General features: G+C 51.9%; 15 protein-coding genes and 2 rRNA genes. 1 reads left to right on the top strand and 16 read right to left on the bottom strand.

The window, feature by feature from the left end; genetic code table 11:
• Nucleotides 1-21: 21 nt before the first annotated feature.
• The 5 genes from BUB44_RS09440 to BUB44_RS09420 all read right to left on the bottom strand — a co-directional run bounded on the left by BUB44_RS09440 (nt 22) and on the right by BUB44_RS09420 (nt 6,731).
• Entirely contained in the window at nt 22-1,314 is a 1,293-nt protein-coding gene (locus BUB44_RS09440) for a DUF362 domain-containing protein (protein WP_073165570.1), read from the bottom strand.
• A gap of 47 nt (nt 1,315-1,361) precedes the next feature.
• Nucleotides 1,362-2,540, bottom strand: coding sequence for a thiolase family protein (locus BUB44_RS09435; protein ID WP_073165567.1), 1,179 nt, complete (start codon nt 2,538-2,540; stop codon nt 1,362-1,364).
• Nucleotides 2,541-2,559: 19 nt separating this feature from the next.
• Nucleotides 2,560-3,441: a 3-hydroxyacyl-CoA dehydrogenase family protein gene (locus BUB44_RS09430; RefSeq protein WP_073165564.1), complete on the bottom strand. Its 882-nt coding sequence runs from the start codon at nt 3,439-3,441 to the stop codon at nt 2,560-2,562.
• A 27-nt stretch (nt 3,442-3,468) separates the two neighbouring features.
• Entirely contained in the window at nt 3,469-4,896 is a 1,428-nt protein-coding gene (locus BUB44_RS09425) for a 4-hydroxyphenylacetate 3-hydroxylase family protein (RefSeq protein ID WP_073165561.1), read from the bottom strand.
• A gap of 179 nt (nt 4,897-5,075) precedes the next feature.
• Nucleotides 5,076-6,731 (bottom strand): AMP-binding protein, encoded by a 1,656-nt coding sequence (locus BUB44_RS09420; RefSeq protein WP_073165558.1) that lies wholly within the window; start codon nt 6,729-6,731, stop codon nt 5,076-5,078.
• A 158-nt stretch (nt 6,732-6,889) separates the two neighbouring features.
• On the opposite strand from BUB44_RS09420, the gene BUB44_RS09415 reads away from it, so the two are divergent.
• A complete protein-coding gene (locus BUB44_RS09415; protein ID WP_073165651.1) occupies nt 6,890-7,738 on the top strand; it encodes a uroporphyrinogen decarboxylase family protein in 849 nt (282 codons plus the stop codon).
• On the opposite strand, the gene BUB44_RS09410 is transcribed toward BUB44_RS09415, so the two are convergent.
• The 11 genes from BUB44_RS09410 to BUB44_RS09360 all read right to left on the bottom strand — a co-directional run.
• A complete protein-coding gene (locus BUB44_RS09410; protein WP_073165556.1) occupies nt 7,735-9,576 on the bottom strand; it encodes an ASKHA domain-containing protein in 1,842 nt (613 codons plus the stop codon). The genes BUB44_RS09415 and BUB44_RS09410 overlap by 4 nt on opposite strands.
• Nucleotide 9,577: 1 nt before the next feature.
• Complete coding sequence (locus BUB44_RS09405; protein ID WP_242655936.1) at nt 9,578-10,213, bottom strand: cobalamin B12-binding domain-containing protein; 636 nt, start codon at nt 10,211-10,213, stop codon at nt 9,578-9,580.
• A complete protein-coding gene (locus BUB44_RS09400) occupies nt 10,206-10,925 on the bottom strand; it encodes a GntR family transcriptional regulator (RefSeq protein ID WP_242655934.1) in 720 nt (239 codons plus the stop codon). The genes BUB44_RS09405 and BUB44_RS09400 overlap by 8 nt, the downstream gene beginning before the upstream one ends.
• Nucleotides 10,926-10,995: 70 nt before the next feature.
• The gene (locus BUB44_RS09395) at nt 10,996-11,712 is read right to left on the bottom strand and encodes a Vitamin B12 dependent methionine synthase activation subunit (RefSeq protein ID WP_242655933.1); all 717 of its coding nucleotides are present in this window, start codon (nt 11,710-11,712) and stop codon (nt 10,996-10,998) included.
• A gap of 39 nt (nt 11,713-11,751) precedes the next feature.
• Nucleotides 11,752-12,552, bottom strand: a complete 801-nt coding sequence (locus tag BUB44_RS09390) for a methyltetrahydrofolate cobalamin methyltransferase (RefSeq protein WP_073165550.1) — start codon at nt 12,550-12,552, stop codon at nt 11,752-11,754.
• 72 nt (nt 12,553-12,624) lie between these two features.
• Nucleotides 12,625-13,986 (bottom strand): uroporphyrinogen decarboxylase family protein, encoded by a 1,362-nt coding sequence (locus tag BUB44_RS09385; protein WP_073165547.1) that lies wholly within the window; start codon nt 13,984-13,986, stop codon nt 12,625-12,627.
• Between the two features lie 82 nt (nt 13,987-14,068).
• Complete coding sequence (locus tag BUB44_RS09380; protein ID WP_242655931.1) at nt 14,069-15,187, bottom strand: MFS transporter; 1,119 nt, start codon at nt 15,185-15,187, stop codon at nt 14,069-14,071.
• A gap of 236 nt (nt 15,188-15,423) precedes the next feature.
• A complete protein-coding gene (locus BUB44_RS09375; RefSeq protein ID WP_242655929.1) occupies nt 15,424-16,062 on the bottom strand; it encodes a cobalamin B12-binding domain-containing protein in 639 nt (212 codons plus the stop codon).
• Between the two features lie 59 nt (nt 16,063-16,121).
• On the bottom strand, nt 16,122-17,438 hold the full coding sequence (locus tag BUB44_RS09370) for a uroporphyrinogen decarboxylase family protein (protein WP_083543182.1): 1,317 nt from the start codon (nt 17,436-17,438) through the stop codon (nt 16,122-16,124).
• A gap of 252 nt (nt 17,439-17,690) precedes the next feature.
• Nucleotides 17,691-17,806, bottom strand: a 5S ribosomal RNA gene (gene rrf / locus BUB44_RS09365).
• Nucleotides 17,807-17,855: 49 nt separating this feature from the next.
• Nucleotides 17,856-18,013 (bottom strand): 23S ribosomal RNA (locus BUB44_RS09360); the annotation flags it as partial.

The following is an 18,013-nucleotide window of genomic DNA, read 5'->3' as shown; positions in this document are numbered from 1 at the left end:
CGAATTTATTCCACCTGATCCCTACATCAAGTAGAGCCCCAGATCAAAGCCGTTTTCCTTCTTATAACGGCTGAAAATGTAGTGCCGGTACTTGACGTACTCATTGTAGTCACAGTGGATGCCTGCTTCTTTCAAAGCTTCTTCCAGCTCCTTTATGGTTGGGGGACAGCCTTTCAGGGGAATGGCATTTTTAATGTGGGGATTGTTCTTATTGAGCTCGCAGGCACACCTGCCGAAAAGAACCGTATAATCAAAGCCCGGCGAAGCTTCCTGCCTTTTTCCGGAGATAACTTCAACGTTGGGGAAGGGCTTGCCCTTATAGGCCGACATGAACATGATCAGCATGGGGTTGTACATCGTAGAACAGCCGGTACAAAGGGAGTCGTCATACTTTCTCACTGCCAGGCCAGTAATACCCCGCTTCTGGAAGCCCACGGGCTGGGTATTATCTTCCGTCCACTGCCAGTCGTAATCAACAAATGTGCGGTGCTTCTCCACATCTTCCCCCCGCACTTCAATACCTTCCAGGCTGAGATCCCGGTTCTTAAGACCGGCAAAATAGCTCAGGTGTTCTACATCGGCGGCCCGGTAACCCATCAGCTCCGCCCCTACCACATCACAGGCCAGGGGATCGCGGGAGGCAATGAGGAGATTTTTACGGTAAGCATAACCGGTATGCCCGGGGCCCTTGGCCAGAGTAAAAATGCCATCTATTATGGTTAGCGCCACCGGTAACTTCATGATGATATGCGGGAAGGTGTGATGCAGCTGCCAGTCCTTGCCGTGACAGAACATCTTGGAGGCCCTGTTCAGGCACCCCTTCAGGTTCTTTATACCCAGGGATACCTTGCACTGATTGTGTGTTTTGAGGACCGGTACGTTGATGATTTTATCTGCTTCCAGCACTTTTCTGGCCACGGAGAGTTTGAAATGACCATAATCCACCTTTTCAAATTTATCTTCGTTAAAGTCCACCAGCTCTACGCCGTAGTTATCCCGCAGCTTCTCATATCCCAGCACTTTAAACATGGCCCTCCCCTTGGGCCTGGGAAGGGCCAGGGGAGCTTCACCGATGGTAAGATTGCGGAATCCTTCCTCATAGAGAATCTGCACCAGGGCAAAGATTACCGCCGACGTGGTTACCACGCCATAGGGCGGAAAGGGCAAATCAAAATCCCAGGATACCAGATTGGGCTTGATCAATATCCTGTCATTTTTTTGCAAATCCCTCAGGCCATCGCAGAGCTCCAGGGCTTCTTTCAATGACCGGTACGGATCTTTATAAGCAACCACGGAAACCACGGGTCTGGACATATCTTTCAACTCTCCTATTATTTAAAAAACTAATGGTTTTTATAATTTTAACACCTTTCAATAATGGTGGCCACACCCTGGCCGCCGCCGCAACAGGCGGTAATCAGGGCATACCGCCCGCTCCTCCGGTGAAGCTCGTAAACCGCCTTGATAACCAGGATGGCCAGGGTAGCCGCAATGGGGTGCCCGAGCGCAATGGCCCCACCATTGGGATTCAGCTTCTCCTGATCCCGCCAGTCGATGCCCAGTTCACGGCAGCAGGCAATGGCCTGGGAGGCAAAGGCTTCGTTTAATTCAATTACATCCATCTGCTCGATGGTCAGGCCGGCCCGCGCCAGGGCTTTACGGGTAGCCGGAACCGGACCCATGCCCATGATATTGGGGTCCACGCCGGCCGAACCAAAAGCCCTCACCACAGCCAGAGGTTTCAATCCCAGTTCTTCGGCTTTTTCCCGGGAGGTAATCAGCAGGGCGCCGGCACCATCGTTAATGCCTGAAGAATTTCCCGCCGTTACCGTCCCGCCCTTTTTAAATACCGGGGGGAGCTTGGCCAGGACTTCCACGGTTGTATTGGGCCGGGGGTGTTCGTCCACCTCAAAAACCACTGGCTCCCCTTTCTTCTGGGGGATGGTCAGAGGAACAATTTGTTCCTTAAACCTGCCTTCCCTGATCGCCCGCGCGGCTTTCATCTGGCTCAAATAGGCAAACTCATCCTGCTCCTCCCTGGAAACATTAAACCGCTCGGCGACATTTTCTGCAGTTATACCCATGGGCGGATCGCCTATCTCCTGGGGGCTAAGGGGCCGGGGAGAAATCCACCGGGGAGGGGTGCGCTGAAAAGACAGGGGCTTTTCCAGCAGATAGGGCTGGCGGGTCATGCTCTCCGCCCCGCCCACCAGGTAAATATCACCCACGCCGGCCCAGATGTGGGCCGCCGCCAGGTTTAGCGCCGTGGACCCGGACCCGCACTGGCGGTCAATGGTGATGGCCGGAATTTCCATGGGCAGTCCCGCTTTTAAAAGGGCCATCCGGCCGAGACAGCCAACCGCGCCCAGGCAATGCCCGAAAATAACCTCGTCAATTAGTTCCGGTTTTTCCAGCCCGCTTCTGGCCACCGCTTCTTTCATAACCACAGCCGCCAGCTCTTCCGGCGGCACATCCTTTAAAGCTCCATTTTCCCGGGCGATGGGTGTTCTCGCTGCTCCTACGATAACGGCCTCTCTCATCGATCACTACCCCCCGGTTTTACTTGTTTCCCTGCTGGCTGTAGTCATAGAAGCCCCTGCCGGTCTTCTGTCCCCATTCTTTCTTGATAAACTTTTCCACAATAATGGGTGAAGGCTTGTGGGCAGGATCGCCCGTCTCCTGGTAGCGCTCCATACCGATGTAGTAAGCAAGATCTATACCCGTCAGATCCATCAGGCGGAAAGGACCCATGGGGTGACCCAGGGCATAAACCACAGCTTTATCAATATCTTCATAGGATGCCACGCCCATATCGTAAATATAAAGTGCCTCACGGTTTATGGCCGATACAATGCGGTTGACCAGGAAACCGTAAATTTCCTTTTTCAGCAGAACCGGTACTTTTCCTATATCCCTGGCCAGATCAAATATCTTTTGCGCCGTTTCTTCCGCCGTATGGGGCCCCTTGACCACTTCCACCAGCTTCATGATCAGGGCGGGATTGAAAAAGTGCATGTTGCACACCTTGTCCGGGCGTTTGGTGGCCGGGGCCAGTTTGGAGCTGACGATAAAAGAACTGTTGGTGGCCAGGATGGTGTGGGGAGGACAGATTTCATCCAGCTGGGCAAACAACTTCCATTTCAGGTCCAGCTTTTCCAGGATGGCCTCAACCACCACATCGGCGTCGGCAGCAGCTTCCTTTAAGTCCGTCGTGAAGGAAATATTACTCCTGGCCTGCCTGGCCACTTCCTCGCTCATTTTTCCCTTGGCCACCCGCTCAGGCAGGTAGGTGTCGGCAAAATTTTCGGCTTTCTTTAAAACTTCTTCGTTAATATCAGTACATTTCACCCTGTAACCGGCAATGGCAAAACACAGGGCAATCTGGTGCCCCATATTGCCGGCGCCTACCACACAGATATTTTTCACACCCGGTACGGCCATAAGTATTCATCTCCTTTTCAGACATTGTTAATCTTTAATACCCGCCAGGCGCTTGGCAATTTTCTTTTTGGCTTCCATATCATACATGCCCATAATGGCAATCTTCTCCATAATAGGCGAGCCGCCGCCGTGGATTCCGCCCACCTGTCTTACCCCCGTATGGGCCGAGCAGAGCAGATCGCTGCACAGCCTGAAACAGCGATGCTGGTTTTCTGCACTGATGGCAGGGTTGCGCATGATATACTTGTGCAGGAAGTCCCTGGTAACAGGGTTCAGAAAATCACCCTCCGGAGGCAGGGTGGCTGGCAGGCCACCGGCAAGATCGGCCAGAATTTCATGTTCATGATATATGTTGATGCCGGCATGGTAGCGGGCCACATTGGTATAGACGAAATTGGGCACGTAAGTTCCCGATGCAGCCTGATGCGCCTTGACCGCCGCCGCTATACCGGTGCCGTAAACCAGCTCGGCCACGGCCACCAGCTGGGCCAGCTTATCCCGTACATGGGACGCTTTTTCAATGCCGTTGTATTCCGCGACCAGGGCAGCGGCACCCATAATTATATCGGTGACCGCAGGCTTGCAGCCGGTGTAGCTGTGGCGGTGGAAATTGGCAAACTGCAGGGCCAGCTGGCCGGCAAATTTCGTTTCCCCGCACAGGAAAACCCTCTCCCAGGGTACAAATACATTATCAAATACGGTGAGGGAGTCGGCAGAGCCGTATTCCGCAAAGGGCGCTTTTAATTCTTTCCGCGGCCGGGGTGCTGTCGCCCTGCAGATCAGGTATACACCCTCCGCATCTGCCGGTACGGCAAAGGCCACTGCCCAGTCGGCGTCCTTTTCCGTCATAAAGCGGGTGGGGATGACGATGATTTCATCGGCGTAGGGGGCAATAGTGTTATGGGCCTTGGCCCCGCGGACGATGATTCCGTCGGCGCGCTTTTCCACCACTCTAACGTAGAGGTCAGGATCCACCTGCTCATGGGGCCGTTTCATCCGGTCACCCTTCACATCGGTCTGGGCACAATTGCCCACCAGGTCGTTTTCCTGGTAGTATTCCAGGTATTTTAGAAAACGCTCGTGGTAATTGGTGCCCATGGCCAGGTCGCAATCCCTGGTCACCACGGAAAGGGCGTTGAGCGCATCCACACCCATGCAGCGCTGGATACAACCGCCCACATACTGGCAGAGCAACCTGGTCATTTCCTGTTTTTTCAGTAAATCATCAACATTTTGATGAATATGGGTAAAACGGTTGATCACTTTACCGGTTATATGGGATCTGGCCGTCATTAAATCGGCATACTTTGGGTCGGCAGCAAAATTAAATGTTTCGGCCACCACATTTTGACCCGGAATAAGCTGGGGGTCATCCCTTTCCACCAGCTTCCCGTCGATATAAACATTTTTGCGCATGGAACGCAGCTTGGCCCTGTACTGTTCCGCTGTTCTCACGTCGTCTCCCTCCTCTTTAAAGGCCGGTAAAAAAGTTTCTTGCAATTTTAATACCATGTACAAACCTGGATGGCCGGGATATGGCCGGAATGGTTATGTTAAATTTTTAAACATTGTGGTTTAATTGTTTAACTTGCGGGAATATTTTTTCCAGAAACCGGTTAAACGGTTGTGGATCATTATATACCCGCCAGGTTACAGTATGATTCCGCAGCCAGAATGCGGCGCAGGATCTTTCCGTCACCATTTTTAGGAAGTTCGCGGCGAAACTCAACCACCCTGGGGTATTTATATAATGGCATTTTCTGGCGTGCCCAGCTGATGATATCAATTTCGCTGATCCTGTTTTCGAATTCCCTTTTCAGCACCACATAGGCCTTAACTATTTCACCCCAGAACGGATCCGGAGTGCCCACCACCGCAACCTCGGCAATGGCGGGATGGTTGCCCAGGTATCTCTCCACCTCCTGTGGAAAGACGCTGTGCCCCGCCACCTTAATAAGTTCATTTTTTCGGCCCAGGATATAGATGTAACCGTCTACATCCATTCTGGCGATATCACCGGTTGCCAGCCAGCCGTCCTTTATCAAAAGGGCGGTTTCTTCAGGTCGGTTCCAGTAGCCCCGGGTAACCTGAGGTCCCCTGACCATGAGTTCCCCCATTTCACCCGGCGGCACTTCCCGGGACGGGTCAGACAGATCGACAATTTTTACTTCGGTGCTTATGACCGGAATTCCAACAGAACCGGGGCGGGGTTTATCCAGCGGGTTAACGGCAACCTGCGAAATGGTTTCGCTCAGGCCATAACCTTCCACCAGTTGTATCCCGGTAATTTCTTTAAATTTCCTGATCACCTCCGGAGGAATGGGTACCCCTCCGGAAACGCAAACTTTAAGAGAACTCAGGTCATATTTTTTTACTTTCGGGTAATTTACCACCGCAAAATTCATACCGGCAACGCTTACCCAGTGCGTACAGCGATACCTTTCTATGGCCTGCAGTACGGTTTCTGTGTCATAACGGGCCAGTAAAATGATGGTCCCCCCGGTGAACAGCGGCATGTTCATGCAGTGAACCAGGCCGGTGACATGAAATAAAGGTAAAACCGCCAGGTGGATGCCATCCTTTGCTTTCAGCCAGAGAGCAGAGCAGGCAGTATTGAAAAGCATATTGGCGTGGGTAATCATTGCTCCCTTTGGCTTACCGGTAATTCCCGAAGAATACTGGAGCAAAGCCAGATCCTTTTGGGGGTCGAGATTCACCGCCGGAGGCTCAGAATGGCAATCCAGCAGTTCCATCATTTCCATTGTGCCGGGGAAAAACTGCCTGGGCACCTTCAGGGAAGGGTGCAGGGGGAGTTCGGGTTTTTCAGGAAGAAAGTCCTTATAACCTGTGATAATCACATTTCTTACCCGGGTTTTCCTCAGGATACGGCGCAGTACGGGGTACAGGACATCCAGGAGAATAACCGTTTCAGCGCCGGAGTCGTTTAATTGATAGGCCAGCTCCCCTTCCCTGAACATTGGATTGGCAGTCACGGCCACGGCTCCAATCCACCAGACAGCCAGGAGGGCAATGATATACTGGGGGCAGTTTTGCATAAAGAGACAAACCCGGTCTCCCCTCCCGATACCCAGCTGTAATAAAGAGGCAGCAAAGGAAGCCACCATTCTTTCCAGTTGGGCGTAACTGATACTTTTCCCGTAAAAGTTAACGGCTTCCCGCCGGGGAATCTGCCGGGCGAGTTTTTTAACCATTTCCGGCAGGGTTACTTCAGGACATGCCATCTTCCGGGGAATTCCCTTTGGCCAGGACTTATACCAGACAGGAACCATTTTTTCTCATCCTTCGCGGGAATATTTCCATGCCCTTTTTCCCTGCAATCCTCATTCCACTGGGGGAGGAAAAATTAAAAACCTGCTGCAGGAATCCAGAGGTGAGGGGTCAAACTCAATACCACTGCCCATGCCTTTTCTGCGGGAGGAATAGAAAAATGGAGGTTTTTCAAAGGGTTAAAAACAGAATTCCCCGGGGGGAACTCTGGATCTCCGGGGAAATATTTAAAGGGCTGGCACTGGAGATAAAACAGGAATCCCTGATCACTTTGAACAAGATCCTGGATGCGGATATGTGCTTTTTCAGCTATAGTAGCCCATTACAAAATATCCCTGTCGGTTCCGGGGAAATGAGCCTGCTCATTGAAAAGGCCCGTGCCAGCGGGTTAATCTGCGGCGTTACCGTGGACGGGCCCTTTGAGCGGTTAGTCAGGGATTATGGTTTTATGGAGGTCATCAAATGGTTTCATCGCCCCGGCCGCCTGGTCGAACTGTTGAAAAAAAATGCCGCCCTGGCCGCAGCGGAGCTCAGGGCAGCAGATAATGCCGGAGCCGACCTTTTAATTTTATGCGATGATATAGCCTATAACAGGGGCCTGTATTTTTCTCCTGAAAATTTCAGGAGCCTGCTTCTTCCCCTGTACCGGGAGCTGAGAAATTATATCCGTGACCACAAACCGGTGGGATTCCATTCCGATGGCAACATTGAATCAGTCATCGATGACCTCATTGATGGGGGATTTTCAATCTTTTCCCTGGAACCCGAGGCCATGGACCTGGGCAAAATATGCCGCCGCCTGCCGGGAGATGCTTTCATTCTTTCCGGAATAAAGGCAGCCTGGCTAATGGAACCCGACCCCAACAACAGCAAAGACAGTGAAATAGTTGCATATATCAGTGACCTGAAGCAAGGCTGCCGGCTCATTCTGGCTTCAGCATGTGGCCTGTATGATCTGCAAAGCCTGGAGAGGTTGAAAAGGATATACCGGCTGGTGGAAAGTTGTTAAGTGATCTCCGGAAACCTGAGCTCTTGCAAAAAGGTGTTGCTGAATTCCGGCATGGCCGCCAGTTCCAGGTACCCGATCCTGCGGGCAATTTCTTCTGCCCTTTTTCGTGCCGTTTTAGATAAAAGGATCATCCTGGCGCCGTCGCCCGCAGCGTTGCCCACCTGCTGAAAGCGCTCCAGCGGCAGAGGGGGCAGCATACCGATGGCAATGGCACTTTCGAGCCGCAGGTGGGTACCAAATGCGCCGGCCACAATTACTTTATCAATATCCCTTTCCGTCAGCCCGGTTTTCGCCAGCAAAACTTTTGTCCCCGCCGCAATGGCCGCTTTGGCCAGCTGGATTTCGCTAATGTCTTTCTGGTTTATAACCACGTCCCGGTCCGACCCGCTCTTTTCTGCCGGGACCAGCACATATTCCGCCACTTTTCGCCCTTCATTGAACCTGACCCGGGGATGACTGGCGTCCAGACGGCCGTTATAATTTATTACCCCCGCCCGGTACAACCCTGCCACGGCATCCAGGACACCTGAACCGCAGATGCCCGCCGCGGGCCTGCCGCCAATGGTTTCATAAAACAACTCCCTTCCACCGTCTGCCACCTCCACCCTGCTTATGGCGCCATCAACCGCTCTCATTCCCTGATAAATATGCGCCCCTTCAAAAGCCGGGCCGGAAGCGCAGGAACAGGAAAGCATCTCTTTGTCCCGGGCCAGTACGATCTCGGTGTTGGTACCGATGTCCAGGCCCAGGGTTACCCCCTGTGACTCATGAATACCGCTGCTCAGGATCATGGCCACATGATCCCCTCCAACAAACCCGGCAACGGCCGGCACCAGGTAGGCGACGGCCCCAAAAGCCATCTGCAGTCCCAGATCCCGGGCTTTAACTTCCACCGGCAGGGTTAGTGCGGGCACGTAGGGGGACCTGGCCAGCTGGCCGACCGGCAATTTTAATAACAAATGGTGCATGGCCGTATTGCCAGCAATTACTGCCTCTTCTACGTCCTGGGGAACCACGCCCGCCGCATCACAGAGGTCGTGCAGCAGCCGGCCAAGCCCATCCCTCAACACCCCCGCAATGCGGTCGTACTGTTCCTCCCCTTCCAGGGCATAAGCCAGCCGGCTGATTACATCTTCCCCGTAGGCAATTTGGGGATTCAGGATTCCTCCCGTTGCCAGGGTTGCCCCTGTTTCCAGGTCGACCAGATAACCGGCAACCTTGGTACTTCCCAGATCCACCGCCAGTCCCAGCGGCTTCCTGGCCCTCCCGTTAAAAATGGCATTGATTATCTCAGAGCCCCTGACGGTAACCGTTACTGTACCTTCCCCTGCCAGCGGCTCCACCCGGCCGATCAGCCCGGGATCCACGCGCAGGTCCGTTAATCCATGATTCCGGGCCAGAAACAGCTCAACCTGCTGCCAGGTCGAATGCGGGTAATCAAGGGAAGTGGGCTCGAGGGGAACGTTATACCGGCTGACCGGCGGTTCGGGAAGAACGGAAACCCCCGTACCTTCCAGCTGCAGCTTCTGGCGACCGGCCAGGATTTCCGGCGGAATTTCAATCTTTGCCGGACCGGTTATTATCGCCTGGCAGGCCAGGCGATAACCTTCGCTGAGCTCCTTTTCGCCAAGCAATTTTAACTCAGTGTCATTGGAAGGGGAAAGTTCCCCCTCCACCAGGCGCACCCTGCAGCGCCCGCAAAGACCCTTGCCGCCACAGGGCGCGCTGATTCCGCCCGACTCAAAGGAAAACATCCCCCGTGCAGCCTGTATAACAGTTTGACCGGTTTCTGCCTCTACCCGGAGGCCGGCAGGTTCAAATTCGATAGTAACACCCAATTTATAGCACTCCCATCCATTTCTGGCATATGGTTACACCCCTGCGGGCGTCAGTTACCCAACCATCCGCTCCAGAATATTCCCGCACTTTTTCATTTACCAGGCCACCAATAAGGATCTTGATTTTCTTCTCACGATCAAAAAGACGAACCAGGCTTACGGTGCGCCGGAGAGCTTCAAAACAGGAAGAAAGCAGGATGGACAGGCAGAGGATACTGGCCCCCGTCTCGTTCAGGCTGTGAACGAACTTATCCGGCGGCACGTTAACACCCAGGTCCTGGACCTCAAACCCGTGACAGCGCAGCAGGGAAATGGTGATGTTTTTGCCAATATCATGGATATCACCTTCGACAGTTCCAAATACAATCCTGCCGAGGGGTTTTGGGGCTGTCTTTTTATCGAGGGCAGGAGCAAGTACCTGCATTACTCCCTGAAAAATTTCTGCGGAAAGCACAAGGTCGCCCAGGAAATACTCCCCCCTGGAATAACGCTCTCCCACCTCAATCATCCCGGTCCGGCATTCTTCCACTATATCCAGGGGTGTAGCGCCCATCTCCAGGCGATGTTTTACCAGGTCCATTACCAGACCCTCATTAAGGTCACTTATTGCCCGGGCCAGGGACATCAACTTACTCAACCTCCTTCAACGGGCGAATTTCCGAAACCAGGCTAAAGCGATCACCCCGGAAAACAAAAAATCCCCAACCGGCAACCGTCTCGTCAGCGGCGTAAAGGTACTGCTCCAGGCACAGTGCCGGTGAACCTGCCGGTACCTGGAGCAGAGGGCCGTCCTCTTCCCCAACCAGAACCGGCCGCAGGATCATGCGGCTGCGCACCGGCAGGACATCGCTGTGCATGGAAATTACTTCTGAAAAAGCTTTATACTGCAGCTCGTTTTCCAGGATGGGACTCCCCTTTTTAAAACGCATGTACTTGCGTTCCAGGGCCATTGGTGTATCACCGGCCAGGAGAAGCCGGCAAAAGTACATAACCCTCCCGCCTTCTTCCAGGCCCAGTTTTTCACCGATTTCCGCTGGAGCCTTGAGTACCTTAACGGCCAGTAACCTGGCTTCAGGATTCAAACCCCGTCGGGACATTTCTTTATGAAATTCTTCAATGGTAAAAACAGCCCGGTCCAGGGCCGGGCGGGAAACAAAGGTTCCCCTTCCCGGGTGAGCAGAAATAAGGCCCCTTTCGGCCAGTATGCTGAGGCACTTGCGAACGGTCATGCGGCTTAAATTATACTCCCTGCCCAGCTGGTTTTCAGACGGCAGGGAATCTCCCGGCCTTAATTCTCCTGAAAGTATTTTTTGTTCCAGAATTTGAGCCAGTTGAAAATAAGGAGGCACAAAGGAATTCCTGTTAATTTTATCCCCCGCCAGACCCCACCCCCCCTTTTTACCTGCCTGATATGGACTTTTACGGCAAATCCCTGGCCCGACTCAGGGGGCACTTCTGCCGGATGCTGCAGTAATAACAGTGGTTTTCCGCACTGGGTGGCAACCCGCGGCCAATTCCCAGCGCCATGCTCAGGGACTTCCTGGGTAACATAATCCCGCTTTCCAGAATGCTCACGCCGATGGTTGAAGGGTTCACCAGCTCGTAAATAACCCGCTGGTCCTTCAGGTTTTCCCAGTAGGAATGGCCGGGACCCAGGGGAATGGTGGCTTCCAGGCCACGGGCCCTGAGCTGACCTTTGATCTCTTCCACCAGCCTCCGGGCGGCCGCTTCAATAATACATGTACCGGCCACATCCAGAAAGTAGGCTCGAGCCGCCAATCCCCTGCGGTTATACTCCTCCACCCTTTTATCAATTGTATGACCCAGTGTACAGATAATCAAGAGCATGCTCCGGGCGTTACCGGCCAGGCGGACAAGCAGGCTGCTTGTCAGCGCCCGGCCTTCTTCCAGGACAATTTTATTCCCGGAAACCCCCAACACAGGTAAAACCCTGCAGACAGCTTCCGCCCGCGCCAGCAACTGCGCTTCACGCAGCATCTCTTTCATCAACGCGCGGGAGGAAGAGGTGGAAGTTTTAAAAAGAGTGTCCCATCTTGCAGTGGAAATGTCTCTTTCGGCTAATTCCACATTCAGCTTATAATAATGGTTTAAACCATACATATCCAGGCCGCTCAATTTTCTTCACCTGAAAAACAGTTAGATAGAGGTGGCGGGTTATCCTTTCAATTTGCCCTCCTGATAACAGCGAATGTACTGCATGCAAAACCGGTCTTTATTCAGCAGCGCTTCCGTGGCGTAGATCAGGGCCATCAAGGTCCTGTCCAGGGGATCGGCTATAACGGCATCCAGTCCGCTGGCCATGCTCATGACCGCATAGGCCCGGTTCAGGTGCCGCCGCTCCGGCAGCCCGAAGGAAACATTGCTCAAGCCGGAAACAAAGTGCAGCCCGGGGAACCTGGCGGACATCTCTTCCATGAGGCGCAGGGTTACCAGCACTGTTTCCGGGTTGGTGGCCACGGAACGTACCAGCGGGTCAAAAAAAATGTCATCGACCGGTACGCCGGCTTCCAGAAGATTGCCAACCAGTTTCAACCCAACCTCCAGGGCCTGATCCAGACTTGCCGGAATTCCCCTGTCGTCCGTGCACAGGGCCACCACCGCCGCACCGTATTCCTTCACCAGCGGTAAAACATTTTTGTACCTTTCTGTTTCACCACTGATAGAATTGATCATGGCTTTACCCCGGTGAACGGCCAGTCCCGCAGCCAGGGCTTTATAATTGGGGCTATCAATGCATAAGGGAACATCAACAGCGGCCTGAACGGTCTGCACAAGCCATTCCATGGCGGCCGGTTCTTCCTGCGCCTCCAGGGTACCGCAGTTAACATCGAGCATATGCGCCCCGGCATTTACCTGGTTTGTTGCCTCCTGGCGGATAAATTCCACATCCCTGGTCCGAACCGCCCTGTCGATGCTTTTACGCGTCGAATTGATCCTCTCACCAATAATTAACATGGTTGCCTCCCCGTATTCTACCCCTGACCAGAGTTGACCCTGGCCAGCGGGTAGTATTGTTTAAAAGGATAATTATAAAACCCACTGCCAGATCCAGGTATACCCCATAATCTCCAGTAACTCCCATGGCTTACGGATCAGGTTCTCATCGCCCTGTACATCACCAAGTTCAGCAAGTTTTACTTCCCACGGAGTTACCATTTTGAGGGGCGGAGTTTCCGATTCTTCCGCCTGCCCGGTTAGAGGTTTTGGATCAATACTGCTGTCATAAGTGCCGTATTCAATTATGGCGTCGATCATTGCCCTGTAATTTTCCGGTTTTGTATCATAGGGTATATTGCACCCTCCATTGATGATGAACCCGCCGTCTTTACCAACTGTTTCGCAGAGTAGTTTTACCCTTTCACGCATTTCCTGGGGTGTACCGAGAATAAACATTGAATCCGGTATTCCCCCGGCAATGCACAGGTGGTTACCGAGTATTTCCTTGGCCTTAAATATATCCCCCTGGTTATCTATATCGCATAAAACCTTACCTCTTGGTAATTCCAGCAGGTGATGCAAATGGTGTCCCCAGTCCCCTTCCAGGTACGCCCGGATGGTATATCCCGCTTCTATCAAGCGCTCCATTGTTTTCTTAAATGAAGGCCAGTAAAAGGTTTCAAATTGTTTGGGTGACAGGAAGCAGGCCTTATGGGTGGGAACGAAAATGGGGTACCTCTTTAAAGGATCCGCTGTAGCCAGAGCCAGGTTTACCATTTCGTCGACAAGAACATCGCAGGCCTCCAGCACCTTATCCGGCTGACGGTAGATATCAAGGAGAACTCCCCGTAGACCTCTCATGACATCGGCCAGAGCATCAAAAGGTGCCAGGAAAAAGCCGGTCATGGGCTGGGGCATGCCCAGCTTTTGTTCCAGATAGAGCGATCTGTTCCTCATTATCTGGGACATCATTACTTGAGCCATGCCGCCTTTTAAGAGGGCCATCCGGGCCCGGATGGACCCCGGCTCGGCCAGTTCGCCAAGTACACGGGGTAGCAGGCGATCCATCATGAATTCCAGCGGATTATTGATTAGCACATCATATTCGTCTGCCTTCATGTACTCATCTTCGACGAATTGAAACTGGGTCCGGGGAGATAGATCGCGACCTGGAAGCTTATAAGTTTTGCAGCCCACCGCATCGTAAAGGGGGCCCCAAATTCTGTTATTGCGGAGGACATCAACTTCCGGGAAGTCCCGGATAAAAGCCTCTTCCGCGCGAAGCCATTTTTCACTGTCGTAGATGGTTTCCTGTTTTGTATTTCCCGAATATACCTCCGCAAAGTAATTGCTGCCCGTTGCTATTGGCATGCGGTCCGTCTTTTCTAAAGCGATGGTGGCCTGGTAGCGCCCAAGTCTTTTTTCAAACAGTTGTTTTATTTCATCCGCCATAGGAAATACCTCCCGTAATTTTAATTTTGAGCGGTGTTTTGTTACTGGATCATTTTCCGATAGAGTTAGGAGCTCCATAATTTTATGCGCGTTTATTTTCCGTTCTCACAGGAAGCAGCAACAGTATCCCGAGCAGGGGACCGGCAGCCATAATCAACCAGACAGAAGTAAATGTTCCCGTAATATCTATTGACCAGCCCAGAACCACAGGACCAATCAGAGAAGCAAGCTGGAATATAAAGTTTGCAGTTCCGTTGGCAGTGGCAGCCCATTCCCTGCCGGCGAATTCCGAAATCATTACGGTAAGGTGCGGGTTGGCCATATAGGAAATAAACCCAAAAACAAACCCCAGCAGGAAAAGCATGGCCAGCGATGTTTGATAGCCAAATGCCACCGTCAGGGGAATGATCAGGATATAAGAAAGGATGAGGATATTCTTTCTCTGGCCTATTTTATCGGAAATATACCCGGATACCAGAGGTGCCAGGGTGCCACCTATCCCGTAAAAAATCATCACCAGACCAGCTGCCTGCACGGAATACCCAAGTTTCTTTATGTAGGTATTAGCCCAGGTAGCTGTGCCCAGTTCTACCCACATCAGGCAAAAACCAGCCAGTGCGGTAAGAATCAGATCTCTGCTCCCGAACACGACTTTGAAGCCATCAACAATGCTATCACTGCTTTTAACAGCATCGGTGGTCCGGACCAAAACAAATATTAAAACGCCGACAATTGTGGTCGCCAGACCTATGATCTGGAATGTTTCCCGCCAGTTAAGTAAATTGTTTAGCAAAGGTACAACATAATTGGATAAAACAATACCTCCTGATGGAGCAGCCAGCATAATCCCAAAGGCCGTACCGCGTTCCCTTGCCGGAAACCATTCCATCAATGCCCGCGAACAGGCAGCATATACTGCTCCCGCACCCAGGCCGGTAATAAACCTGAGCCAGAAACCCATGTCAAAGGTGGAAACATATCCCATTGCAAATGTGCTTATACCCTCGATGATCAGGCTCATAGCCAGAATCAAACGTACCCCGAAACGGTCCGCCAGCACACCTGCCGGAACCTGGGTGATGATGTACCCGAAATAAAAGGCGCTCATAAATGCACCGGCCTGGGTCATCTTCATCCCTAATACCGGCACTACAACCGGAATAAGAGGGGGCCAGGCAAACCTGGTTATAAATGTAAACAAGAAGCAGCCAACCGTGAGAATAAGAATTACCCACCGGTAATTGCTTGTTTCCCTGCTGTTAAGTAGGGCCGATTCAGCCATATTTTTCATATTTTTCAATACCTCACTTTATTTGGACACAAGCTCTTTTTGATGTTGCCCCAGTTGGACATGGTTCTCCTGTCCATATGCCAGTTTGTCAGCACTGGCCCCTGGCCCGGGTTCTCATTCCGGCCAGGGGCCAGCCATATTTAGTTTTAAGAATAAACTTTTTTACAGATATTAACGCCTGCTACGGCATCCTCCGCATAATAATCAGCCCCCGTAAACTGCCGGACCTGCTCGTTGCACGGGGCTCCCCCGATGATGATGGTGACCTGGTCCCTCAGTCCCGCTTTGGTAACCTCTTCAACCACCGTTTTCATTTCAGGATAGGTGAAGTTTAGCAGGGCGCTCATTCCAAGCACCTTTGCCCCGGTTTCTTTGAGGGCAGCAACAAATTTTTCAGCCGGCACATCAACCCCCAGGTCAACAACTTCAAAACCGGAGCCACGCAGCAGGTTAACCACAATGTTCTTGCCTATATCGTGAATATCACCTTTAACCGTGCCTATAACCACCTTGCCCCTGGACGCCGTTGATTCTTCCCTGGGCATAATGTCCTCCAGCCGGTTCATGACATTCTTAAATATTTCTGCAGCAAAGAGCATCTGGCTTAAAAAGTACTGGCCCGATGAAAACAAATCACCTACACCGGACATTCCCTCATTGCACTCAGCGAGTATCTCCAGCGGGGAAACACCATTTTTGGCCTTTTCTTCTACCAGTTGATAAACTTTCTGCTCGTTTAAATCCATCAATGCTCTGGCCAGTTCGGTCATTTTTTCTTTTTCCATAACTCTTCCTCCCATTTCAATATTGTTTATCAGAAATGAAACAACTCATACCCTGTTATTTACGCATAGATGCCATATTCTTTTGCCGATTGGATTAAGGCATGGAGGTTTTCAGGGGGTATGTCATCAATTACAGCCCCATTGCAGAGGATAAACCCGCCGCCTTTCCCTGCAACCTGGATGAGTTGCTTGCAATAATCCTTCACTTCCTGTGCCGTTCCAAGGGTTAACAAGCTAATGGGCACGTTGCCGGCAATGCAGGCTGTATCCCCAAGAATCTCTTTGGCCCTGGCCATATCAGTATTATCAAAAAGCCAGACTGTTTTCCCTCTGGGCAGGTCACGGATGACCTCCAGGCGCGTATTATAGCCGCCCTCGGCAAACAGGAAGGGCACCATTCCCTCTTCAATCAAGCCCAAAATAACCTTTTTCAGGGTCGCCCAGTAGAAAGTCTTGAACTGTTCATCGGAAAGGAAGCCATCTGCACCTTTGTGCAAGGGCATAAACACCAGGGGATTGCCTGCCGCCCTGGCCCCGGAAACTCCCATTCTAATAGCAAGCGGCGTTAATACTTCCATAGCCTGGAGCAGCTTATCGGGCTGCCTGTACATATCCAGCATGATCCCATGGGTGCCTCTGAGGGTATCGCCAATAATATCAAAGGGAGCCTTGCTCACACCACCGAAAAAGGCGGGAAAACCTCTTCCCTGAACCTCCCGGTCCACATCCTGCAGCACTCCAGCCCAGCGAACTGCCTCATTGGCTGCTTCCATTACCGATTTAAGCGCAGCCTGCACATCAGGAAACCCAAAAGGAATAAAGCTGCCACAGGTTATCACTATCTCCATCACATCAGTTAAAGGAGCCAGTTTTTCAAAGGGCTTGAGGGCTCCAAAAACCCGCGGCAAATATACTCGCATCCAGAAATCGGTGGGGTCCTGGATCAGGTGATCATACTCATCCGCTTTCATATACTCGGCTTCCAGGCATTGATAGGACCTGTCCGGCTGGACTCCATGACCCGGCCACTGGTACAGCCTGTAATCGAGGAGATCAAAAAACTTCCCTGGAGGAGCCAGAAATAGTCCCAGGTAGGCATCAGGCTCAAAATCAAAAACATATTTTTTCCAGGCTGAAGCTGCCTTATCGTAATCGTACATAGCATCTTGAACGGTTATCCCGGCATAATAAGCGGGAAAGAATCCCGTCATAGGGCACACCGGTACCCGGTCAGGAACTTTTTCCAGCTGAACGGCATCCATAATGCGGGTTACTTTTTGCCGGTATGACTCTTCCGCATCCTGGCTGACAAATTCCACACCGTTACCCGAAAGCCATAATTCAAACATCTGCTTGCCCTTATCATCCCGGGTCATCAAATTCCCCCCCCTGGCAATTTTTTATAATTTTTTCAAAAGACCTGATGAAATTCTTTATTACGGTATCATTTCCAATACCCCCAGTGAAATGAGATTCTTAATTTCTCTATATGTATATACATTTAGTCAATTATACAATTCTCTATGTTCAGGCTTTTTCCTTCCGGTTTTTTATTAAAAATTTTTTGGTAAAGATAACGAAAAAAATTAAAAAGCCCCTGGAACCAGTCCAGAGGCTTTTAATAATTTTTCCGGCAGCGACCTACTCTCCCGGGGGTAGGCCCCCAAGTACCATCGGCCCTGGAGGGCTTAACTTCCGTGTTCGGGATGGGAACGGGTGTTTCCCCTCCGGTATAGCCACCGGAAAACCTGTATATTCCCTCAAAACTTCACAGTGAGAACCCGCAGGTATATGAGGTCAAGGCCTCGACCTATTAGTACCGGTCCGCTCAACCGGTTACCCGGCTTACACGCCCGGCCTATCTACCTGGTAGTCTTCCAGGGGTCTTACCCCGGCACCCGGTGAGCGCCGGGTGGGAAACCTTATCTTGAGGAGGGCTTCGCGCTTAGAT

Source organism: Desulfofundulus australicus DSM 11792 (assembly GCF_900129285.1).
Classification (GTDB): domain Bacteria; phylum Bacillota; class Desulfotomaculia; order Desulfotomaculales; family Desulfovirgulaceae; genus Desulfofundulus; species Desulfofundulus australicus.
The sequence above is the reverse complement of the archived record's forward strand: the minus strand, read 5'-3'. Positions and strand labels throughout refer to the sequence as shown.